The organism is Hwangdonia lutea (genome assembly GCF_032814565.1).
Lineage (GTDB): Bacteria > Bacteroidota > Bacteroidia > Flavobacteriales > Flavobacteriaceae > Hwangdonia > Hwangdonia lutea.
Genome location: NZ_CP136521.1, coordinates 1 through 17,349, shown reverse-complemented (window position 1 = coordinate 17,349; position 17,349 = coordinate 1). Strand labels below are relative to the sequence as shown.

The 17,349-nt window shown below is 35.8% G+C and carries 17 protein-coding genes; 7 read left to right on the top strand and 10 right to left on the bottom strand.

Annotation, left to right across the window (positions count from 1 at the left end; all coding sequences use genetic code 11):
* Window positions 1-24: 24 nt before the first annotated feature.
* A complete protein-coding gene (locus RNZ46_RS00085) occupies window positions 25-864 on the bottom strand; it encodes an SAM hydrolase/SAM-dependent halogenase family protein (protein WP_316983363.1) in 840 nt (279 codons plus the stop codon).
* Between the two features lie 250 nt (window positions 865-1,114).
* Here RNZ46_RS00085 and RNZ46_RS00080 point away from each other — a divergent pair, with 250 nt between their 5' ends.
* Both RNZ46_RS00080 and RNZ46_RS00075 read left to right on the top strand, forming a co-directional pair.
* Complete coding sequence (locus RNZ46_RS00080; protein WP_316983362.1) at window positions 1,115-2,068, top strand: PhoH family protein; 954 nt, start codon at window positions 1,115-1,117, stop codon at window positions 2,066-2,068.
* A 456-nt stretch (window positions 2,069-2,524) separates the two neighbouring features.
* Window positions 2,525-3,481 carry a phosphoribosylaminoimidazolesuccinocarboxamide synthase gene (locus RNZ46_RS00075; protein WP_316983361.1) on the top strand — a complete coding sequence of 319 codons (957 nt, stop codon included), beginning with the start codon at window positions 2,525-2,527 and terminating at the stop codon, window positions 3,479-3,481.
* Window positions 3,482-3,587: 106 nt separating this feature from the next.
* Here the strand turns inward: RNZ46_RS00075 and RNZ46_RS00070 are convergent, their stop codons facing one another.
* The 5 genes from RNZ46_RS00070 to RNZ46_RS00050 form a co-directional block, all read right to left on the bottom strand.
* Window positions 3,588-4,145 carry a porin family protein gene (locus RNZ46_RS00070; RefSeq protein ID WP_316983360.1) on the bottom strand — a complete coding sequence of 186 codons (558 nt, stop codon included), beginning with the start codon at window positions 4,143-4,145 and terminating at the stop codon, window positions 3,588-3,590.
* 348 nt (window positions 4,146-4,493) lie between these two features.
* On the bottom strand, window positions 4,494-4,931 hold the full coding sequence (locus RNZ46_RS00065; RefSeq protein WP_316983359.1) for a GNAT family N-acetyltransferase: 438 nt from the start codon (window positions 4,929-4,931) through the stop codon (window positions 4,494-4,496).
* Between the two features lie 76 nt (window positions 4,932-5,007).
* Window positions 5,008-5,628 carry a tRNA (guanine-N1)-methyltransferase gene (locus tag RNZ46_RS00060; RefSeq protein ID WP_316983358.1) on the bottom strand — a complete coding sequence of 207 codons (621 nt, stop codon included), beginning with the start codon at window positions 5,626-5,628 and terminating at the stop codon, window positions 5,008-5,010.
* A gap of 217 nt (window positions 5,629-5,845) precedes the next feature.
* Window positions 5,846-7,294 carry a glyceraldehyde-3-phosphate dehydrogenase gene (locus tag RNZ46_RS00055; RefSeq protein ID WP_316983357.1) on the bottom strand — a complete coding sequence of 483 codons (1,449 nt, stop codon included), beginning with the start codon at window positions 7,292-7,294 and terminating at the stop codon, window positions 5,846-5,848.
* A 171-nt stretch (window positions 7,295-7,465) separates the two neighbouring features.
* Complete coding sequence (locus tag RNZ46_RS00050; protein ID WP_316983356.1) at window positions 7,466-8,869, bottom strand: trypsin-like peptidase domain-containing protein; 1,404 nt, start codon at window positions 8,867-8,869, stop codon at window positions 7,466-7,468.
* Window positions 8,870-9,082: 213 nt separating this feature from the next.
* On the opposite strand from RNZ46_RS00050, the gene dapF reads away from it, so the two are divergent.
* The 5 genes from dapF (at window position 9,083) to RNZ46_RS00025 (ending at window position 13,103) form a co-directional block, all read left to right on the top strand.
* Entirely contained in the window at window positions 9,083-9,856 is a 774-nt protein-coding gene (gene dapF, locus RNZ46_RS00045; protein WP_316983355.1) for a diaminopimelate epimerase, read from the top strand.
* Window positions 9,853-10,377 (top strand): GNAT family N-acetyltransferase, encoded by a 525-nt coding sequence (locus RNZ46_RS00040; protein WP_316983354.1) that lies wholly within the window; start codon window positions 9,853-9,855, stop codon window positions 10,375-10,377. The genes dapF and RNZ46_RS00040 overlap by 4 nt, the downstream gene beginning before the upstream one ends.
* Window positions 10,378-11,421, top strand: coding sequence for an endolytic transglycosylase MltG (gene mltG, locus RNZ46_RS00035; protein ID WP_316983353.1), 1,044 nt, complete (start codon window positions 10,378-10,380; stop codon window positions 11,419-11,421).
* The gene (locus RNZ46_RS00030; RefSeq protein WP_316983352.1) at window positions 11,391-12,332 is read left to right on the top strand and encodes a DUF2279 domain-containing protein; all 942 of its coding nucleotides are present in this window, start codon (window positions 11,391-11,393) and stop codon (window positions 12,330-12,332) included. Before mltG ends, RNZ46_RS00030 begins: the two co-directional genes overlap by 31 nt.
* 111 nt (window positions 12,333-12,443) lie before the next feature.
* On the top strand, window positions 12,444-13,103 hold the full coding sequence (locus tag RNZ46_RS00025) for a peptidoglycan-binding protein LysM (protein WP_316983351.1): 660 nt from the start codon (window positions 12,444-12,446) through the stop codon (window positions 13,101-13,103).
* A 36-nt stretch (window positions 13,104-13,139) separates the two neighbouring features.
* Here RNZ46_RS00025 and RNZ46_RS00020 read toward each other — a convergent pair whose 3' ends face one another.
* The 4 genes from RNZ46_RS00020 to dnaA all read right to left on the bottom strand — a co-directional run bounded on the left by RNZ46_RS00020 (window position 13,140) and on the right by dnaA (window position 17,349).
* Complete coding sequence (locus tag RNZ46_RS00020; protein ID WP_316983350.1) at window positions 13,140-13,856, bottom strand: SAM-dependent methyltransferase; 717 nt, start codon at window positions 13,854-13,856, stop codon at window positions 13,140-13,142.
* On the bottom strand, window positions 13,857-15,269 hold the full coding sequence (locus tag RNZ46_RS00015; RefSeq protein WP_316983349.1) for a PQQ-dependent sugar dehydrogenase: 1,413 nt from the start codon (window positions 15,267-15,269) through the stop codon (window positions 13,857-13,859).
* Window positions 15,270-15,419: 150 nt separating this feature from the next.
* On the bottom strand, window positions 15,420-15,875 hold the full coding sequence (locus RNZ46_RS00010) for a low molecular weight protein-tyrosine-phosphatase (protein ID WP_316983348.1): 456 nt from the start codon (window positions 15,873-15,875) through the stop codon (window positions 15,420-15,422).
* A gap of 46 nt (window positions 15,876-15,921) precedes the next feature.
* Window positions 15,922-17,349: a chromosomal replication initiator protein DnaA gene (gene dnaA / locus RNZ46_RS00005; protein ID WP_311938863.1), complete on the bottom strand. Its 1,428-nt coding sequence runs from the start codon at window positions 17,347-17,349 to the stop codon at window positions 15,922-15,924.

Genomic DNA, 17,349 nt, shown 5'->3' with positions numbered 1-17,349 from the left:
TTGCATTTCCGCGAAAGCGAAACATTAATACGCTTTAGTAAAATTAACACTTACAGCGTCCATAATGCCCAATCCCATTAAAGAGGATGCGCTCCCAACGGTTGTGCTATTACTTTTGTAAACGGCAATTTCCAAAAAGCCACCCGAATTAAAAACCACCAAACCGCGGCCTTCGTCGTGTCTTTTTTCTTCTGGGGTTTCAAAGTTTACAACATCACTGTACTTTTGGTGTATTTTTTTAAATTTATAATTTCGTGCCGAAACCTCAAAACTTCTACCTTTTTGAATGGTTTCAAAAAAATCGCGTTTAATGTTGGTTACCACATTACCATAGTTGTCAATATAAATAACGCTGCCAATAATTTGGGTTTTCTCTTCGTTAACATAGGGCACAATATTTTTTATGGGTTTAATTTTATCAATGGTTTTTCCAATAACATCAAGGGTGCCGCCGCGAGCAATATGGCAGGCTACCTTTACAAAAACATCTAAAACAGGGAAACTGGTTTGAATTCTGTCGTGAATATTAATTTCAACAATTTTTTCAGGGGCAATTTCAGAGCAAATCATACTCATAATACCATTGTTGGCACAAACAAAATAATGGTCGTCCAACTTTAAGGCAATGTGCTTGTTTTCAGGGTTCAATTCCGAATCGATTCCAATAATGTGAATGGTGCCTTTGGGAAAGCTGTTGTAGGCATTTTGGATTATATAAGCCGCCTCTGGAATACTAAATGGCAACACACAATGCGAGATATCAACAATTTTAACATCGGGTAATTCGCTATAAATAGCGCCTTTGGTTGCACCAGAAAAGTGATCTTTTTCTCCAAAATCGGTTGTTAAAGTTATTATCGCCATTGGCAAAATTGTTGATATGTTTTTAGCATTAAGTCACTCAAATTTATGTATTTTTGAGTTTCAAATTTATGACATACAAACCTACACAAAATTTCGTGTTCGTTTGTATAATTAATTCGAAAAATATAGGTTGATAAAAGCTTATTTTTTAAAATAAGACATACTGAATAAAACTAATAAATCATTTTATCTGAAAGCACACTTTGGTCAGTAATTCAGAACGAAAATTTTTAAATCAAAAATCAAGCCTTTGAACGAAATTATAATCGAACTTGAAGATATTTCTCCTAAAGAGTTTTTTGGGGAACAAAACACTAATATTGAACTTTTAAAAAAATATTTCCCCAAACTTAAGCTTGTTGCCAGAGGTAATAAAATTAAAGCTTTTGGCGATGAAGAATTATTAGAGGAGTTTGACCGAAGAATTACCATGCTGTTAAAGCATTTTGGAAAGTATAATAAATTAGACGAAAACGTTATTGAGCGTGTGCTAACCAGCCAAAGTAGCGACGATTATACCACCTCAAAACAAAGTGGCGAAGTTATTGTACACGGCGTTGGCGGCAAGCTTATAAAAGCTCAAACGGCCAACCAACGAAAATTGGTGGAAAGCATGCGAAAAAACGATATGGTTTTTGCCATTGGTCCGGCAGGAACAGGTAAAACCTATACGGGGGTTGCCTTGGCGGTTCAAGCTTTAAAAAATAAAGAGGTTAAGCGTATTATTTTAACCCGACCCGCCGTTGAAGCCGGCGAGAATTTAGGGTTTTTACCGGGCGATTTAAAAGAAAAATTAGACCCATATATGCAGCCCCTTTACGATGCCTTGCGCGATATGATTGCACCGGAAAAATTAGCGCATTATATTGAAAATGGCACGATACAAATTGCACCATTGGCCTTTATGCGCGGCCGTACGCTGGACAATGCTTTTGTGATTTTAGACGAAGGACAAAACACAACACATGCCCAAATGAAAATGTTTTTAACACGTATGGGCAAAAACGCAAAGTTTTTATTAACAGGCGATCCGGGGCAAATTGATTTACCGCGACGCACCGTTTCGGGTTTAAAAGAAGCCCTATTGATTTTAAAAAATGTTGATGGCGTGGGCATCATATTTTTAGACGATAAAGATGTGATTCGTCATAAACTCGTTAAAAAAGTAATTGCAGCTTATAAAAGCTTTGAGAATGTCGAATAATAAGATGGCAGTCTCAATAACGGTTTTAAATGAAATATAAATAATTAGAAGCTATTTCCCGCTTTCGGCAGTCGCTTTTTTGTGTTGCATAGGTGCAACAACACAAAAAGAGCTTCAACAAAGCCTCAATCGGGGCTAAACATAAAGATGAACGTCATTGCGAATCACACTTTTTTGGGTGATGTGGCAATCTGTTAAAAAGGAAGAGATTGCTACGTCGCAAATAAGCGCCTCGTAATGACAAATAAATAACAATAAAGACTAAATGTATCTGAGCTCCACTGAAATAAATTTGTTTTTTTAAAAGTATCCAAGTGAAAGCTTAACGATGTGCCAAATTTAGTAGAAAAATAAATTAAATTGTCATTCCTGCGACCTGTGCTGAACTTGTTTCAGTAAGGCAGGAATCCACAAGCAAAAAATAAATAAAATAGGAATAAAAACATTTGTGAATTCGTGGCAAAAACAAACAACACTATAACCGACACCAATTTCAATTTCCCAAACCAAAAAAGTGTTTACAAAGGAAAAGTAAGGGAAGTATACAACATTAACCACGAGCAGTTGGTTATGATTGCAACCGATAGACTTTCGGCATTCGATGTGGTAATGCCAAAAGGCATTCCGTACAAAGGGCAAATATTAAATCAAATCGCTACCAAAATGATGGCAGCAACTCAGGATATTGTGCCAAATTGGTTAACGGCCACACCAGACCCAAACGTAGCCGTCGGTCATTTATGCGACCCTTTTAAGGTAGAGATGGTTATTCGTGGTTATATGTCCGGTCACGCTGCTCGCGAGTATAAAGCGGGGAAGCGTATGCTTTGTGGTGTTGCCATGCCTGAGGGCATGAAGGAAAACGATAAATTTCCAGAGCCCATTATTACGCCAGCTACCAAAGCCGAAATGGGCGACCATGACGAAGATATCTCTCGTGAAGACATATTAGCTAAAGGAATCGTTTCTGAAGCAGATTATATCATTTTAGAAGATTACACCCGCAAATTATTTAATAGAGGGAGTGAAATTGCCGCGTCGAGAGGCTTGATTTTAGTCGATACCAAATACGAGTTTGGCAAAACAAAAGCCGGTAAAATTGTTTTAATTGACGAAATACATACACCAGATTCCTCGCGTTATTTTTATGCCGATGGTTACCAAGAGCGACAAGATAGGGGTGAGGCTCAAAAGCAACTCTCAAAAGAGTTTGTGCGCCAATGGTTAATAGCCAATGATTTTCAAGGATTGGAAGGGCAAACCGTACCAGAAATGAGCGATGATTATGTTGAAACCGTTAGCGAACGATATATCGAATTATATGAAAACATTACAGGCGAAACCTTTGTAAAAGCCGATGTGTCGAATATTCAAGAACGCATTGAGAGGAATGTTTTGGCGTATTTGAAATAAAAAAAGTCGTTTTAATTTCTTTTAAAACGACCTTTTCAGTTAATTAAAAATACTTTCTTATTTACTGATATTTTATATCAGTATTTGCATTAAGATTAGGTATAACTTAAAACTTATATCCTAATGAAATTTGAAATACACTATTTTTAATGTCTGGGTTTTCTACAACCGTAGTAATACCATAATTATATCGGGCTTGCGTGAATAGGCTGGAACTGATATCAAATCCTAAGCCTATATTCAGTCCGAAATCAAAACTTGAGGCATCGGTTTCAGCATCTGGGATGGAAGTATCAATAAATTCAGCTTTGTCGTTAACTAAAAATGAGAATTGCGGTCCCGCTTCTACACTTAGTTTCTCAGAAAGATAATATTTTGCTATCAAAGGAATGGCTAAGTAATCCACTTTAATTTTTACTGAATTATTAGCTTCAGAACCCTGTCTGGAATATAATAATTCTGGTTGAAGTGAAAAATTATCATTTAACTCAAATTCGGCAAATCCACCAATTTGATAACCGAACAAATTATTTCTATCAGCATCACCACCGGTGAAGTTAGAAATGTTAAGTCCTGTTTTTAATCCAAAATCTACATTTTGGGCTTTACTTGAGTTTGATAATCCGAAAATAGCAATAGCTGATACTAATAGAAGTTTCTTCATAATTATTTTAGTTTTTAATTAAATTTGTATGAATTTTCCAAAAAGCATGCCAAATTAATTATTATTGATGGTAATTAAATTTACCTCACAATTATTCAATGGCTATTAATTATAATTCGGTTTTACATATTTATTTTTATTAAACAATACCGTTAAAAAAGTAGAAGAATGTTGTTAGTGTATTGTTTTGATTGGTAGTGTTTTAAATTGAAAGCATTTTTTTTTAATCGAATTTATTTCAAAATCGAACCTAATTCGGCAAGGGTATTTTTGAATTAAATGTTTAAATGATATCCAATTTTATTTTTTCAAAATCAACTAAAAAATCTAAAATAGTTGCCAGATTTTTTAATCATTTGTCCAAAAAAACATCAAATCGGTATCTTTTACAAAACCTTCGCGTTGGTATAAATGCTGTGCGGGATTGGTGGTTTCGGTTTGTATGATAATGCCTTTATAGTGTTTTTCTTTACAAAGCGCCTTGGCTTTATTTATTAAAGCCGTGCCAATATTTTTATTGCGGTAATTCGCATCGATATATAAATCGTTTAAAACATACATGGGCGACATGGATACCGAAGAAAGCAAAACATATAATTGTGTAAAACCAACGGCAACCTCGTTTATATAAGCGATGTAAATTACAGAATCCTGTTGGGTGAGCCGTTCTTTTAAGAATGCTTTTACGGCTTTTGTATTGGATGCTTGTCTGTAAAAAACACGATAGCCATCAAACAACGGCACTAAATTATCTAAGTGTTTTAAAGTGGCTTGGGTAATTATCATATATAAAAAATCTGTAATAAGTAACGTCGAGAGGGACAGCAACTAAATTACAGATTTTAAGTTAAAAATGGATTAATTATATACCTTTTTGCTTATTGATTTCGTCTTGTAATTGACGTCTCACTTTTTGCTCTCGCTCTAAAGCGGTTCTTCGGTGGTCGTCAAATTCTTCTTCAATTTCTGCCAATGCTTTTTTGGCGTCACGCGTTACGGCATTACTGTTGTTAAACTTGTAAACAAATAGAATAAATAAAGCCAAAAGACCAGCAATAATGGTCCACATAAGCACATTGTAATTGGTTTTGCTCATTTGCATGCCCAATAACGACATGCTGTCTTTTTCCAAATTTGTAGCTTCAAGTGTAGATTGTGTGCTGTTTAAAGACGACTTTAAATCGTCAATCTCTTTTTGTTGCGTTTCAACCGTGTTTTTCGAACTTTCTAATTTCGACTTTAAAGTATTTAAAGAATCAATGGTATGTGCTCTTAAGGTTAGAAACATACTGCGCTTTACTGCTTCGTAAGCTTGACCGTTTGTGCCTTTAAAATTACCCGATTTTCTAAGTACATAATCAAACTGTTGGTCAATCGTACCATTGCTTAAATTTGGTGCGTCATCTGATTTGGCTTGCGCAAAACTGGTAAGTGTACTTATAAAAAAAAGAACAACAAGGGAAACATGCTTGATAAGATTCATTTTTGATTGGTTTAAAATGGTTGTATTTGGTTTTTACGAAGTTATAAAATATTGTTTATTAATGCCGATATATTTAAGAAAAAGCCTCACGTAGTGAGGCTGATTTATATACGATTAAAAATCAATTTTAGATTTTATTTTAAAATTAAATTTTAACTATCCTTTTTTAAGACGATTAATTCAATCACACAAATCGTATAAACAAAATGCGATGTTATTAATAATAGGTATAACGTCTAACTTTAGCAATATATTTTGCTAACCTTATAACTTGATGGCTGTAACCGTATTCGTTGTCGTACCAAATATAGAGCAAAACATTTTTGCCATCGGCACGTACAATAGTAGCTTTACTGTCGTAGATGGATGGCGCTGAACTACCAACAATATCGCTGGACACCAGTTCATCACTTAGTTCGTACTTAATTTGCTCCACCAAATCGCCTTCCAAGGCATACTTTTTCAAAATAGTATTGATACCGTTTATAGTGGTTGCATGTTCTATTTCTAAATTTAAAATAGCCAATGAGCCGTTTGGTACAGGCACACGAATGGCATTTGACGTTAATTTACCTTCCAAACTCGGTAAAGCTTTGGCAACAGCACTACCGGCGCCAGTTTCGGTAATTACCATGTTTAATCCCGCGGCACGACCACGACGGTATTTTTTATGAAAATTATCAACCAAATTCTGATCGTTTGTATAAGCATGAATCGTTTCTAAATGGCCGCTTGTAACGCCAAAAGAATCTTCCATAGCTTTTAAAATAGGCGTAATGGCATTGGTTGTGCACGACGCTGCTGAAAAAATATCGACTTTATCCGGGTCGTTTTCTAAATGATTTACACCGTAAACAATATTAGGTACGCCTTTGCCCGGTGCGGTAAGTAACACCTTGTCTGCACCTTTTGATTTTAAATGTCTGCCTAAAGCATCTTTGTCTCTAAAGGCGCCAGTATTATCGATAATCAATGCGTTATTGATGTTGTATTTTGTGTAATCAATATCTTCCGGTGCATTTGCAGAAATGATATTAACCGTGGTTCCGTTAATTATCAACGCTTTGTTTTTTACATCGATGGAAACAGTTCCGGGAAAATCGCCATGAACAGAATCGTTACGCAGTAAAGAAGCTCTTTTTTCCAAAATGGTTTCATTAATATCGCCACGTGTCACAATGGCTCTTAAACGCAATTGACTGCCTTTTCCGGTTCGCGTCATTAGCTCGCGAGCGACTAAACGACCAATGCGACCAAACCCATAAAGCACCACATCTTTTGGTGTAATGTCGCCGTTTTTGCTAGCATCATTTAGCTTACTGGCAACAAATGCCGTGGCATTGCCGTGTTTGTTTTCGTCCAAATGAAACTCGTAAGTTAGTTTGCCGATATCCAATTTTGCAGGTGGAATATCTAGCATTTTAATGGCTTGAGCGATTTCAACCGAATCAAAAATTGAAATAGGCTTTTGTACAAATTTGCCAGCATATTCGTGTAGATTTAAAATCTGGCTCACGTTTCTGTCAATCAATTGATTTCTAAAGATTACCAATTCGATAGATTTGTCGTACCAAAGGTCACTTACAATTTTGATGAACTCTACGGTTGCTCTTCTTCTATCGGCTTGAAAAGACAACTCTTTTTCATAAGTTTTATTAAAACCCATTGCTTAAAATGTTTAGTTAGTCCCGTCCCGATTTTTATCGGGAGCTATCGGGATAAAATTTTTGCAAAAATACTATATTTCAAACGTTTTCGTAGCGTATTAACACAAAAAAATAACCTCTTAAAATTTTAGTGCTTTTAAGAGGTTATTGTAAGTTGTAATTTTGATTTTTTACCTAAAATTATAACGTTCTTTTTCGCCTTTCGAGTTTATAAGTTCGATTCTTAAGTATTCCGATTGAGGCTGATTTTTTAATATGTTTTGCACATCTTCAACCGAGTTTACCTTAACATCGTTAATAGCCGTAATAATATTTCCAGTTTCAACACCGTTGTTTTTCCAGTATTCAGCATATTTATTGTTCAATGAAATTATTTTTACACCATTGGAAACTTTATACTTTTTTAAATCCTTGGGCTTTGCATTTTTTACTTCGCCCACAAGTGGTAGGGTATAGGTTTGATTCTTTAATAAAGTCACCGGAATGGTTTCTAAATTCCCGTTTCTTGAAATTACAAGGCTTACAACATCATTTGGACGTTTAGCACTTAAATGACCTGTTAAATCTGAGAATTTTGAAATTTTAATACGATCAATTTCTTTAATAATATCGCCTTTCTTAAGCCCCGCTAAGTCGGCTCCAGAATCTTCAACAACAGAATCAATATAAATACCTTCGGTGTCATCTACACCCAATTCTTCTGAGAATCGGCTGTTTAATGGCCCTCCTTTTATACCTAGGATGCCGTTTTGCACATTGCCGTATTCCATAATATCCTCAACCACTTTTCGTGCAATATTGCTTGGCACTGCAAAAGAGTATCCGATAAAAGAGCCGGTTTGTGAAGAAATGGCGGTGTTTATACCAACGAGCTCTCCGTTAGTGTTTACCAAAGCGCCACCAGAATTTCCTGGATTTACAGCCGCATCAGTTTGAATAAAAGATTGTGAGCTGTTTCCTGACAAATCTCTGGATTTTGCACTAATAATACCTGCCGTGACCGTTGATGTTAAGTTAAATGGGTTGCCAACGGCCAATACCCATTCGCCAATTTTTGCTTGGTCGGAATCGGCAAAAGTTACAAAGGGTAAATCCTCATCGGCATTAATTTTTAAAAGCGCGATATCTGTTTTTGGGTCGGCACCAATTAATTCAGCTTCAAACGTTTTATTATTGTTTAAAGTAACCGATAATTCATGTGCATTTTTAATCACATGGTTATTGGTAATAATATAGCCATCGGCATTAATAATTACTCCAGAACCGGTGCCCAATTGTTTGTACTGCGGATTTCGTCCTAAAAACAAATCCTGCAGGGTCATTTGTCCTTTGCTAATTGATACATTTTTTACGTGTACAACGGCATTCACGGTGTTTTCGGCAGCGAGAACAAAATTAGCTTTATCCTCTACATTGTACAAAGTACTTACATTACTAGTTGGTAAAAAAGTTGGTGTGGTTTGGTTTGAGGCCACCACAACATTTTGATCGGGTTCTAAAAATAATTTATAGGCACCAAGCGTTAGCATGCCACCTAATGCTGAAACGAGTACAAGTGTTAAAATCTTTTTCATTTTTTACTGTTTTGTTTATTATTAATTATTCCTCGGATTTAGTGAGGTTTCATTTTAAAAAGGTTGTTCCCATTAGGATGGGAATTATTAAACGATTAAAATTAAATATTTATTGAATTTCACATTTAAATTTAACGATTTTTAACGTGTCATTTAACGGCTATTTAACAATCAAAAAACCGATTTAATATTTATATATTTGTCATTATAATTATGCAACAAACTTTTTATAAATATCAGGGTACAGGAAACGATTTTGTGATGATTGATAATCGTCAACAAACATTCGACAAAAACAATACCAAACTCGTTGCATCGCTGTGCGACAGACGTTTTGGCATAGGCGCTGACGGACTTATTCTACTTGAAAACCACGACAATTTAGATTTTAAAATGGTGTATTACAACGCCGATGGAAATCAAAGCTCCATGTGCGGTAATGGCGGTCGTTGTTTGGTGGCATTTGCCAATCAATTGGGTGTTATAAAAAACAAAGCGGTTTTTGAGGCGATAGACGGGTTGCACCATGCCGCTATAAATGGCGATATAGTAAAGCTACAAATGCAAAATGTTGATGTTATTGAAAACCACCGGCAACATGTGTTTTTAGACACGGGGTCGCCACATCATGTGCAATTTGAGAATCAGATTGAGGACTTTGATATTAAAACCAAAGGTGCTAAAATCCGTTACGGAGCGCCCTATAATAAGGCGGGAAGTAATGTGAATTTTGTTAAGAAGATTTCGAGCACCGAATTTAGGGTAAGAACCTACGAGCGCGGGGTTGAAGATGAAACTCTGTCTTGCGGAACCGGTGTTACCGCAGTAGCTTTGGCGATGCATTACATTGGCGAAACCGAAAAAAACCTGATTACTTTGCACACTCAAGGTGGCGATTTGCAGGTGTCTTTTAACGCTGAAAATGGCGCTTATAATAATGTTTGGCTAATAGGGCCGGCAAAATTAGTTTTTCAAGGCAAAATATGATAACCCTAAAAGGCAAAAATATATACTTACGTGCTTTAGAACCTGAGGATTTAGAGTTTATATACGCTATTGAAAACGACGAATCGGTTTGGGAAATTAGCAATACACAAACGCCATATTCTCGATACCTAATCAAGCAGTATTTAGAGCACGGGCAAAAAGACATTTTTGAGGTAAAGCAATTGCGGTTGGTGGTTACAAGTTACAATGAAGACGCTTTAGGATTGATTGATTTATTCGATTTCGATTTTAAAAACAAGCGGGCAGGGGTTGGTATTTTAATAAAGGATGATACCGATAGAAAAAAGGGTTACGGTAGCGAAGCCTTGCAATTGTTGATTAAATACAGCTTTACGCATTTAGGATTACATCAGCTATACTGTAATATTTCTGAAGAAAACAAAACCAGTATCAAACTTTTTAAAACCCAAGGGTTTAAGGAAGTGGGGTTAAAAAAAGAATGGAACTACGTTAATGGTTCTTATAAAAACGAATACTTATTTCAGCTTATAAATAATTAAATGTACATTAAAAAAATTCTCTTAGCCATTGTATTTATTGGGTTAGCTGTGGCTGCCATTTTTGCATATTATGTGTATAACACCATGTTTGTGCCAAACACAGCCTTTAATAACGATACGGCTTATATTTATGTAAAGTCTACCGATACATACGATAATGTACGTGAGCAATTAGTGCCACTTCTTAAGGATATTGACAAGTTTGATGCTCTGGCAGAACAAAAAAAATATGTCAATAATGTCAAGGCTGGTCGATATGCTATAAAAAAGGATATGAATAACAATGATATTATTAATTCAATCCGAAGTAATAATATCCCGGTTAAAGTATCTTTTAACAATCAAGAAACCCTTGAAAAATTGGCGGGTCGTGTGGCAACGCAAATTGAAGCTGATAGTTTGTCGCTCTTAAACGCTATGAAAGATGAAGCTTTTATGGCTGAACACCATTTTACGGAAGAAACGGCTTTAGGCATGTATATTCCTAATAGTTATGAGTTTTTTTGGAATACTTCAGCTGAAAAATTTACCAGTCGAATGCTAAAGGAATACAACCGTTTTTGGAACGGTTCCAGAAAAGCTAAGGCAAAAGCCCTGGGTTTATCGCAGGATGAAGTCATGGCACTGGCTTCAATTGTTCAAAAAGAAACCGCAAAAGTAGATGAGCGGCCACGTGTAGCCGGGGTTTATGTAAACAGATTAAAAAAGGGAATGCCTTTGCAGGCTGATCCTACGGTAATTTACGCCTTAAAGAAAAAATCCGGTGATTTTGAGCAGGTTATAAAACGTGTGCTTTTTAAAGATTTAGAAATAGATTCGCCATACAATACATATAAATACGCTGGTTTGCCTCCTGGTTTAATAACCATGCCAGATGTATCGTCCATTGATGGCGTTTTAAATTACGAAAAGCATAACTATTATTATTTTGTGGTAAATGTTGAAAATTTTGGTTATCATAAATTTGCTAAAACTTTAACGCAGCATAACCGAAATAGGCAAGAATATATTAGATGGATAAACAAAACGGGGATAAGACGATAGTGGTATATCAACCCATTAAATATCTGATTTTTATTGTTTTTGTATCTTCATTTTCTTTTTCCCAAACCAAGCTCGATTCTTTTTTAACACCAAGTGATACCTTAAATAAACCCAGAAGAAATGCCGTGGTAGCTACTCAAGCTTCTATGGCTGGTATTACCTTAATTGGCTTAAACCAATTGTGGTATTCAGACTTTGAACGCTCTAAGTTCCATACCATTAATGATAATAACGAATGGTTACAAATGGATAAAATGGGACATGTTTTCGCCTCCTATCAAATCGGGAGGTTTGGAGCGCAGGCTTTACATTGGAGTGGTGTAAGCAAAAAAGACCAACTAATTTATGGCGCAACTTTGGGGTTTGGGTTCCTAACAACGGTTGAAATTTTAGACGGATTTTCCGAAGAATGGGGTTTTTCTTGGGGCGATATTGTTGCAAATGCTTCCGGAACGGGCTTATATGTGGGTCAAGAATTACTTTGGAACGAACAACGCATTCATTTAAAATTTTCTTTTCATCAAACAAAATACGCATCGCAAGCACCGGATAAATTAGGGAGTAGTTTTTTAGAGGAAGTTTTAAAAGATTATAACGGACAAACCTATTGGTTAAGTGTAAATCTGCACGATTTTTTCAAACAAAGTAAAATCCCAAAATGGTTAAACATAGCTGTTGGTTATAGTGCTGACGGGATGTTACAAGGGGTTAAAGATGTTGACAACAGTATGTTAACAAATAAAAATAGGCAACGTCAATTCTATTTGAGTTTTGATGTAAATTTGAATAAAATTAGGACTAACTCACGTTTTTTGAAATCTGTTTTTAATGTTTTTAACGTCTTAAAGATGCCATTTCCAGCCTTAGAATTCAATAAAAAAGGCTGTGTATTTCATCTATTGTACTACTAAAAATAACATATAATCGATTAATTTTGAATTAATTAAAAAAAAGCCTAATTTTGCACGCTCAAATTTTCAGGTGTACTTTAAATTAAATTACACTGAAGAAATTTAAAATTTATGAGAAAAAGTATTGCAAGTTACTTAACCCTCGCACTTACAATATGTATTCTATTGTATAGCTCGTTTTCATCTGATGAAACGATAGATTTGGGAAAGTATTCAACTGAAGGTTTGGTTTTAGACTACACCGTAGGTGTAGATGCTAATATTAATGATGATGCATTGGCATTAAATGATGCTACTGAATCATTCGCTCCTTACCTGGGGAAATCATTTGTAGGTTTTAAAGAAGCTTTGGCTTTTAAAGAATCTGGAGGCGATTATTTTTCGGTAAACACTTTTGGGTATTTGGGGAAATATCAATTTGGTGCTTCTACGTTAAAATTGATAGGTATTCACAATCCTTCGAAATTTTTAAAAAACCCTGCCCTTCAAGAAAAAGCATTTATAGCAAACGCAGCGCGCAACAAATGGATTTTACGACGTGACATTAAAAACTTCGTTGGAAAACGAATTAACGGTGTTGTTGTAACAGAATCTGGGATTTTGGCGGCAGCACATTTGGCCGGTCCCGGTAGTGTAAAAAAATATTTAAGAAGCTACGGTTTAGATAATTTTACTGATGGTTACGGCACAACCGTTCAATATTATATGAAACGTTTTTCGGGTTACGATACCTCATTTGTAAAACCAGATAGAAAAGCTAAAGCGATATAACCGAAACAAGCTTTAATGCATTTTAGTTAAGTGAAGCTAGCTTTTATGAATAATGAATATGGTAGGTCTTTTATGAAAGTCTACCATATTTTTTTTCCAGGCATTTGCGTTTTGGGTTTTAATAAACTCGGTAGGCAGTGTAATATCGCAAGCCACACATATATCCGTGTTGCTGTCTAAAACATGGCTTAAATCCTCAATCATTTTATTATTTCGGTAAGGCGTTTCAATAAAAATTTGCGATTGGTTTTGCTCGAACGATAAGCGCTCCAAACGTTTTATTTCTTTTTTTCTTTCGGCCCTATCAATAGGCAAGTAGCCATTAAAGACGAAACTTTGTCCGTTCATTCCTGAACTCATCATCGCCATCAAAATGGAAGATGGGCCAACTAAAGGAATAACTTTTATGTTTTTTTGATGGGCAAGTTTCACAACATCGGCCCCAGGATCTGCAACACCTGGGCAACCAGCTTCCGACAATAAACCAACATGGATGCCTTTTAAACAAGGTTCTAAAAACTCGGGCAGTTCAAGAGCATCGGTAAATTTGTTTAAATGAAACATTTGTAATGCCGATTGCGATTTTCCTGAACTTATCTTTTTTATGAATCGACGTGCGGTTTTTTCGTTTTCAACAATATAAGTGTTTACGTCTTCAATAACTTTTTTTACCGACATGGGTAATACCTCAAGGGGTGCCGTATCACCTAAAGTGGTTGGGATAAGGTATAAATGACCAAGTTGATTTTCCATTTAATTGATTATAAGCTTTTTTACGATTTTTGATGCTTTATTGGTACAAATCTCAACAAAATATAAACCACTATGGTAATTTTTAGTAGAAATATTTAGGATTTGTTTGTTTGATTTTGAAAGGGTCTTTATTTTTTGACCGTGAATGTTATAAATAGAAATAGATTCTACGGTATTGAATTTGGAGGACAAATCAATAGAAAAACTTCTGTTTGCAGGATTGGGATATATTTTAAAATGAAACCCACTATGTTCATCAACACTTAAATTAGGGTCGATTATTTTGTAAACATTAGAGCCGCCAGCGATATAGAGTTCACCATTATAATCTTCTCCTAAAGATGTCCAACCACCTGTAATATTTGGTGTTTGCATAGCCATGGACCAACTTGACCCCGTATCGGTTAAAATACCGATTTGCTGTGAGCAATAATCGGCAAAAAAATACTTGCCATTAAAATTAGGGAACATGTTGCCTCTGTATACAAAACCACCAGTGACTGAACCAGAACACCCGCTTCCAACATGGGCGTATTCAGCAACAGGCGCAATGGTTTCATTAAAATTTGATGGACAGTTGCCACTTGAATTATATACGTGATTGTTGCCTTCATAACATCTCCAGCCATAATTATCACCGGGTGTGCCAGAGCCTGTTACTTTGTTTATTTCTTCGTAGGCATTTTGTCCAACATCGGCAATCCATAAATCGCCATTTGATGTATCGAATGAAAATTTCCAAGGATTCCTTAATCCGATTGCAAAAATTTCCGGACGGGGATCATTCTGTCCATTCGCAGAACTTGAAAACGGATTTGAACTTGGAATACTATAGGTGCTTCCGCTCACATCTATCCGCAAAAGCTTTCCTAGAAACGAACTGGTATTTTGCGCTCTGTCTCCAGGGTCGCCACCGCTTCCGCCGTCACCAGTGCCTATGTATAAAAAATTATCTTGTCCAAAAGCCAATTTTCCACCGTTGTGATTTTCAAAAGGTTGTTTAATGGTAAGTAAAATGGTTTCGGTGGTATTTGCGATATCCGGATTTGCACTTACGGTATATCTTGCAATAATAGAGTTGGGTTCCGAGATGCTGGTGTTGTCCGTATAATTCACATAAAATCTACCAGACGTTGCGTAATCTGGTGCAAAGGCTAAACCTAGCAATCCGCGTTCGCCACCAGAGCCAACCAAGGTTGAAATATTCAAAAATGGCGTTGGATTTACTGTGCCGTTAGCATTTAAAATTTTAATTACCCCTGCTTTTTCAACAATAAAAAGCCTGCTATCGCCAGCGTTTACAATTTCAACTGGACTTGAAAAATTAGGACCAAAACTTTGTAATTCCACTGTTTGTGAAAACCCAAAAAATTCAAAACAGCAAAAAATTATAGTGAGAAGTTGTGTTTTCATGATGCATCTTTTTTAAATAAATTACCTCGGAGCAAGCTCGTAATACATTCTTGAGGAAAAGACCTTAAAAATTTCGAGGCAAGCTTCGGAGCAATTAAATCTCGATTATCGAGTAAAGTTAATAAATAAGATGCTGTTTTGTGCTAGTTACTAGTGGTTTAACTTCTTTGCAATGTTATCGCAGGCTTCGTCGAGCATTTTGTAAACATTCTCGAAACCTTCATCACCACCGTAATATGGGTCGGGAACACTGTAGTTTTGGTTGGGGTACACTTCATTTAAAACAAATTTGACTTTGGCCATATCTTCATCATTTCTAGCTAAAGCAATAACATTTTTAAAATTAGTTTCGTCCATCACATAAATGACATCAAAGGCATCAAAATCCGAAACACTAAATTGTCGGCCTTTTAAATGAGAAATATTTAAACCATACTTTTTTGCCACATTAATGGAGCGCTGGTCTGGAGCTTTACCAATATGATAATTCGCTGTTCCGGCAGAATCTACCAAATAGGTGTCATTGGGCAGTTTAGAGCGCATAATACCTTCGGCCAAAGGCGAACGGCAAATATTACCCAAACAAACCATAAGAATTTTAGTCATAATAGTATTCCGTAAACCCCAATGTATCGGGAGATAGTTTTATGTATTAAACAGAAAGTTTTTTAGTAATATCTTCAACATATTTTCTGAATTGCTTATCGGTTGAAGATAGGTTGTCTACCGTTTTACAGGCGTGCAGTACAGTAGCGTGGTCGCGTTTACCAATTTGAGAGCCAATACTTGCCAACGATGCTTTTGTTAGTTTTTTAGCAAAAAACATAGCGAGTTGTCTGGCTTGAACTATATGGCGTTTTCTGGTTTTAGATTGTAAGGTATCGACATCCATTTGGAAATAATCGGATACAATTTTTTGAATATAGTCAATGGAAACCTCGCGTTTGGTGTTCTTAACAAATTTCTCTACAATTTGTTTCGCAAGCTCAATGGTAATTTCTTTTTTATTGAATGAGGATTGTGCAATTAACGAAATAATCGCACCTTCTAATTCCCTAACGTTTGTTTTAATGTTTTTGGCAACATACTCAATAATATCATCTGGCATTTCAACACCATCACGATAGAGTTTGTTTTTTAATATGGATACGCGGGTTTCAAAATCCGGATTTTGCAATTCCGCCGAAAGGCCCCATTTAAAACGAGACAATAAGCGCTGTTCAATATCTTGCATATCAACAGGCGCTTTATCACTTGTTAATATAACTTGCTTTCCGTTTTGGTGTAAATGGTTGAATATGTGGAAAAACACATCCTGTGTTCCAGATTTTCCGGAAAGGAATTGTACATCGTCAATAATCAACACATCGATAATTTGATAAAAATGAATAAAATCATTTCTATTATTCTTTTTAACCGAATCTATATATTGTTGCGTGAATTTTTCAGCAGAAATATATAAAACCGTTTTTTCAGGATATTTGTCTTTAATATCAACCCCAATGGCGTGTGCTAAATGTGTTTTGCCCAAGCCAACGCCACCAAAAATAAGCAAGGGATTAAACGATGTTCCTCCAGGTTTGGCCGCAACGGCTAATCCTGCACTACGAGCCAATCGGTTTGAGTCGCCCTCTAAAAAATTTTCAAAACTGTAATTAGGATTGAGCTGAGATTCAATCTTTACATTTCTGATGCCCGGAATTACAAACGGATTACGCAATTCAGGGTTTTTATTGTTTAAAGGAATATCGACATCCTGTGCTTTTACGGCACTTCGGTTGGCACTTGGAATTTTTTCGGTAAAAGGTTGTTTGTTGCCATACGTGTTTTCCATTTTAATAATGTAAACCAGTTTAGCTTTTTCACCCAACTCTTTAGTTAACGATACTTTAAGGATTTTTACATAGTGCTCTTCAAGCCATTCGTAGAAGAATTTACTAGGTACCTGAATGCTTAAAGCGTTGTCTGTAAGTTTAACTGCTTTTATTGGCTCGAACCAAGTTTTATATGCTTGCGGTTGAATATTATCCTTTATAAATTCCAGACAATTATTCCATACCGATTGCGCAGTTTTACTCAT

Coding starts and splice junctions, on each gene's coding strand:
- RNZ46_RS00085 (WP_316983363.1), bottom strand. CDS start 864: ATGGCGATAATAACTTTAACAACCGATTTTGGAGAAAAAGATCACTTT.
- RNZ46_RS00070 (WP_316983360.1), bottom strand. CDS start 4,145: ATGAAGAAACTTCTATTAGTATCAGCTATTGCTATTTTCGGATTATCA.
- RNZ46_RS00065 (WP_316983359.1), bottom strand. CDS start 4,931: ATGATAATTACCCAAGCCACTTTAAAACACTTAGATAATTTAGTGCCG.
- RNZ46_RS00060 (WP_316983358.1), bottom strand. CDS start 5,628: ATGAATCTTATCAAGCATGTTTCCCTTGTTGTTCTTTTTTTTATAAGT.
- RNZ46_RS00055 (WP_316983357.1), bottom strand. CDS start 7,294: ATGGGTTTTAATAAAACTTATGAAAAAGAGTTGTCTTTTCAAGCCGAT.
- RNZ46_RS00050 (WP_316983356.1), bottom strand. CDS start 8,869: ATGAAAAAGATTTTAACACTTGTACTCGTTTCAGCATTAGGTGGCATG.
- dapF (WP_316983355.1), top strand. CDS start 9,083: ATGCAACAAACTTTTTATAAATATCAGGGTACAGGAAACGATTTTGTG.
- RNZ46_RS00040 (WP_316983354.1), top strand. CDS start 9,853: ATGATAACCCTAAAAGGCAAAAATATATACTTACGTGCTTTAGAACCT.
- mltG (WP_316983353.1), top strand. CDS start 10,378: ATGTACATTAAAAAAATTCTCTTAGCCATTGTATTTATTGGGTTAGCT.
- RNZ46_RS00030 (WP_316983352.1), top strand. CDS start 11,391: ATGGATAAACAAAACGGGGATAAGACGATAGTGGTATATCAACCCATT.
- RNZ46_RS00025 (WP_316983351.1), top strand. CDS start 12,444: ATGAGAAAAAGTATTGCAAGTTACTTAACCCTCGCACTTACAATATGT.
- RNZ46_RS00020 (WP_316983350.1), bottom strand. CDS start 13,856: ATGGAAAATCAACTTGGTCATTTATACCTTATCCCAACCACTTTAGGT.
- RNZ46_RS00015 (WP_316983349.1), bottom strand. CDS start 15,269: ATGAAAACACAACTTCTCACTATAATTTTTTGCTGTTTTGAATTTTTT.
- RNZ46_RS00010 (WP_316983348.1), bottom strand. CDS start 15,875: ATGACTAAAATTCTTATGGTTTGTTTGGGTAATATTTGCCGTTCGCCT.
- dnaA (WP_311938863.1), bottom strand. CDS start 17,349: ATGAGTAAAACTGCGCAATCGGTATGGAATAATTGTCTGGAATTTATA.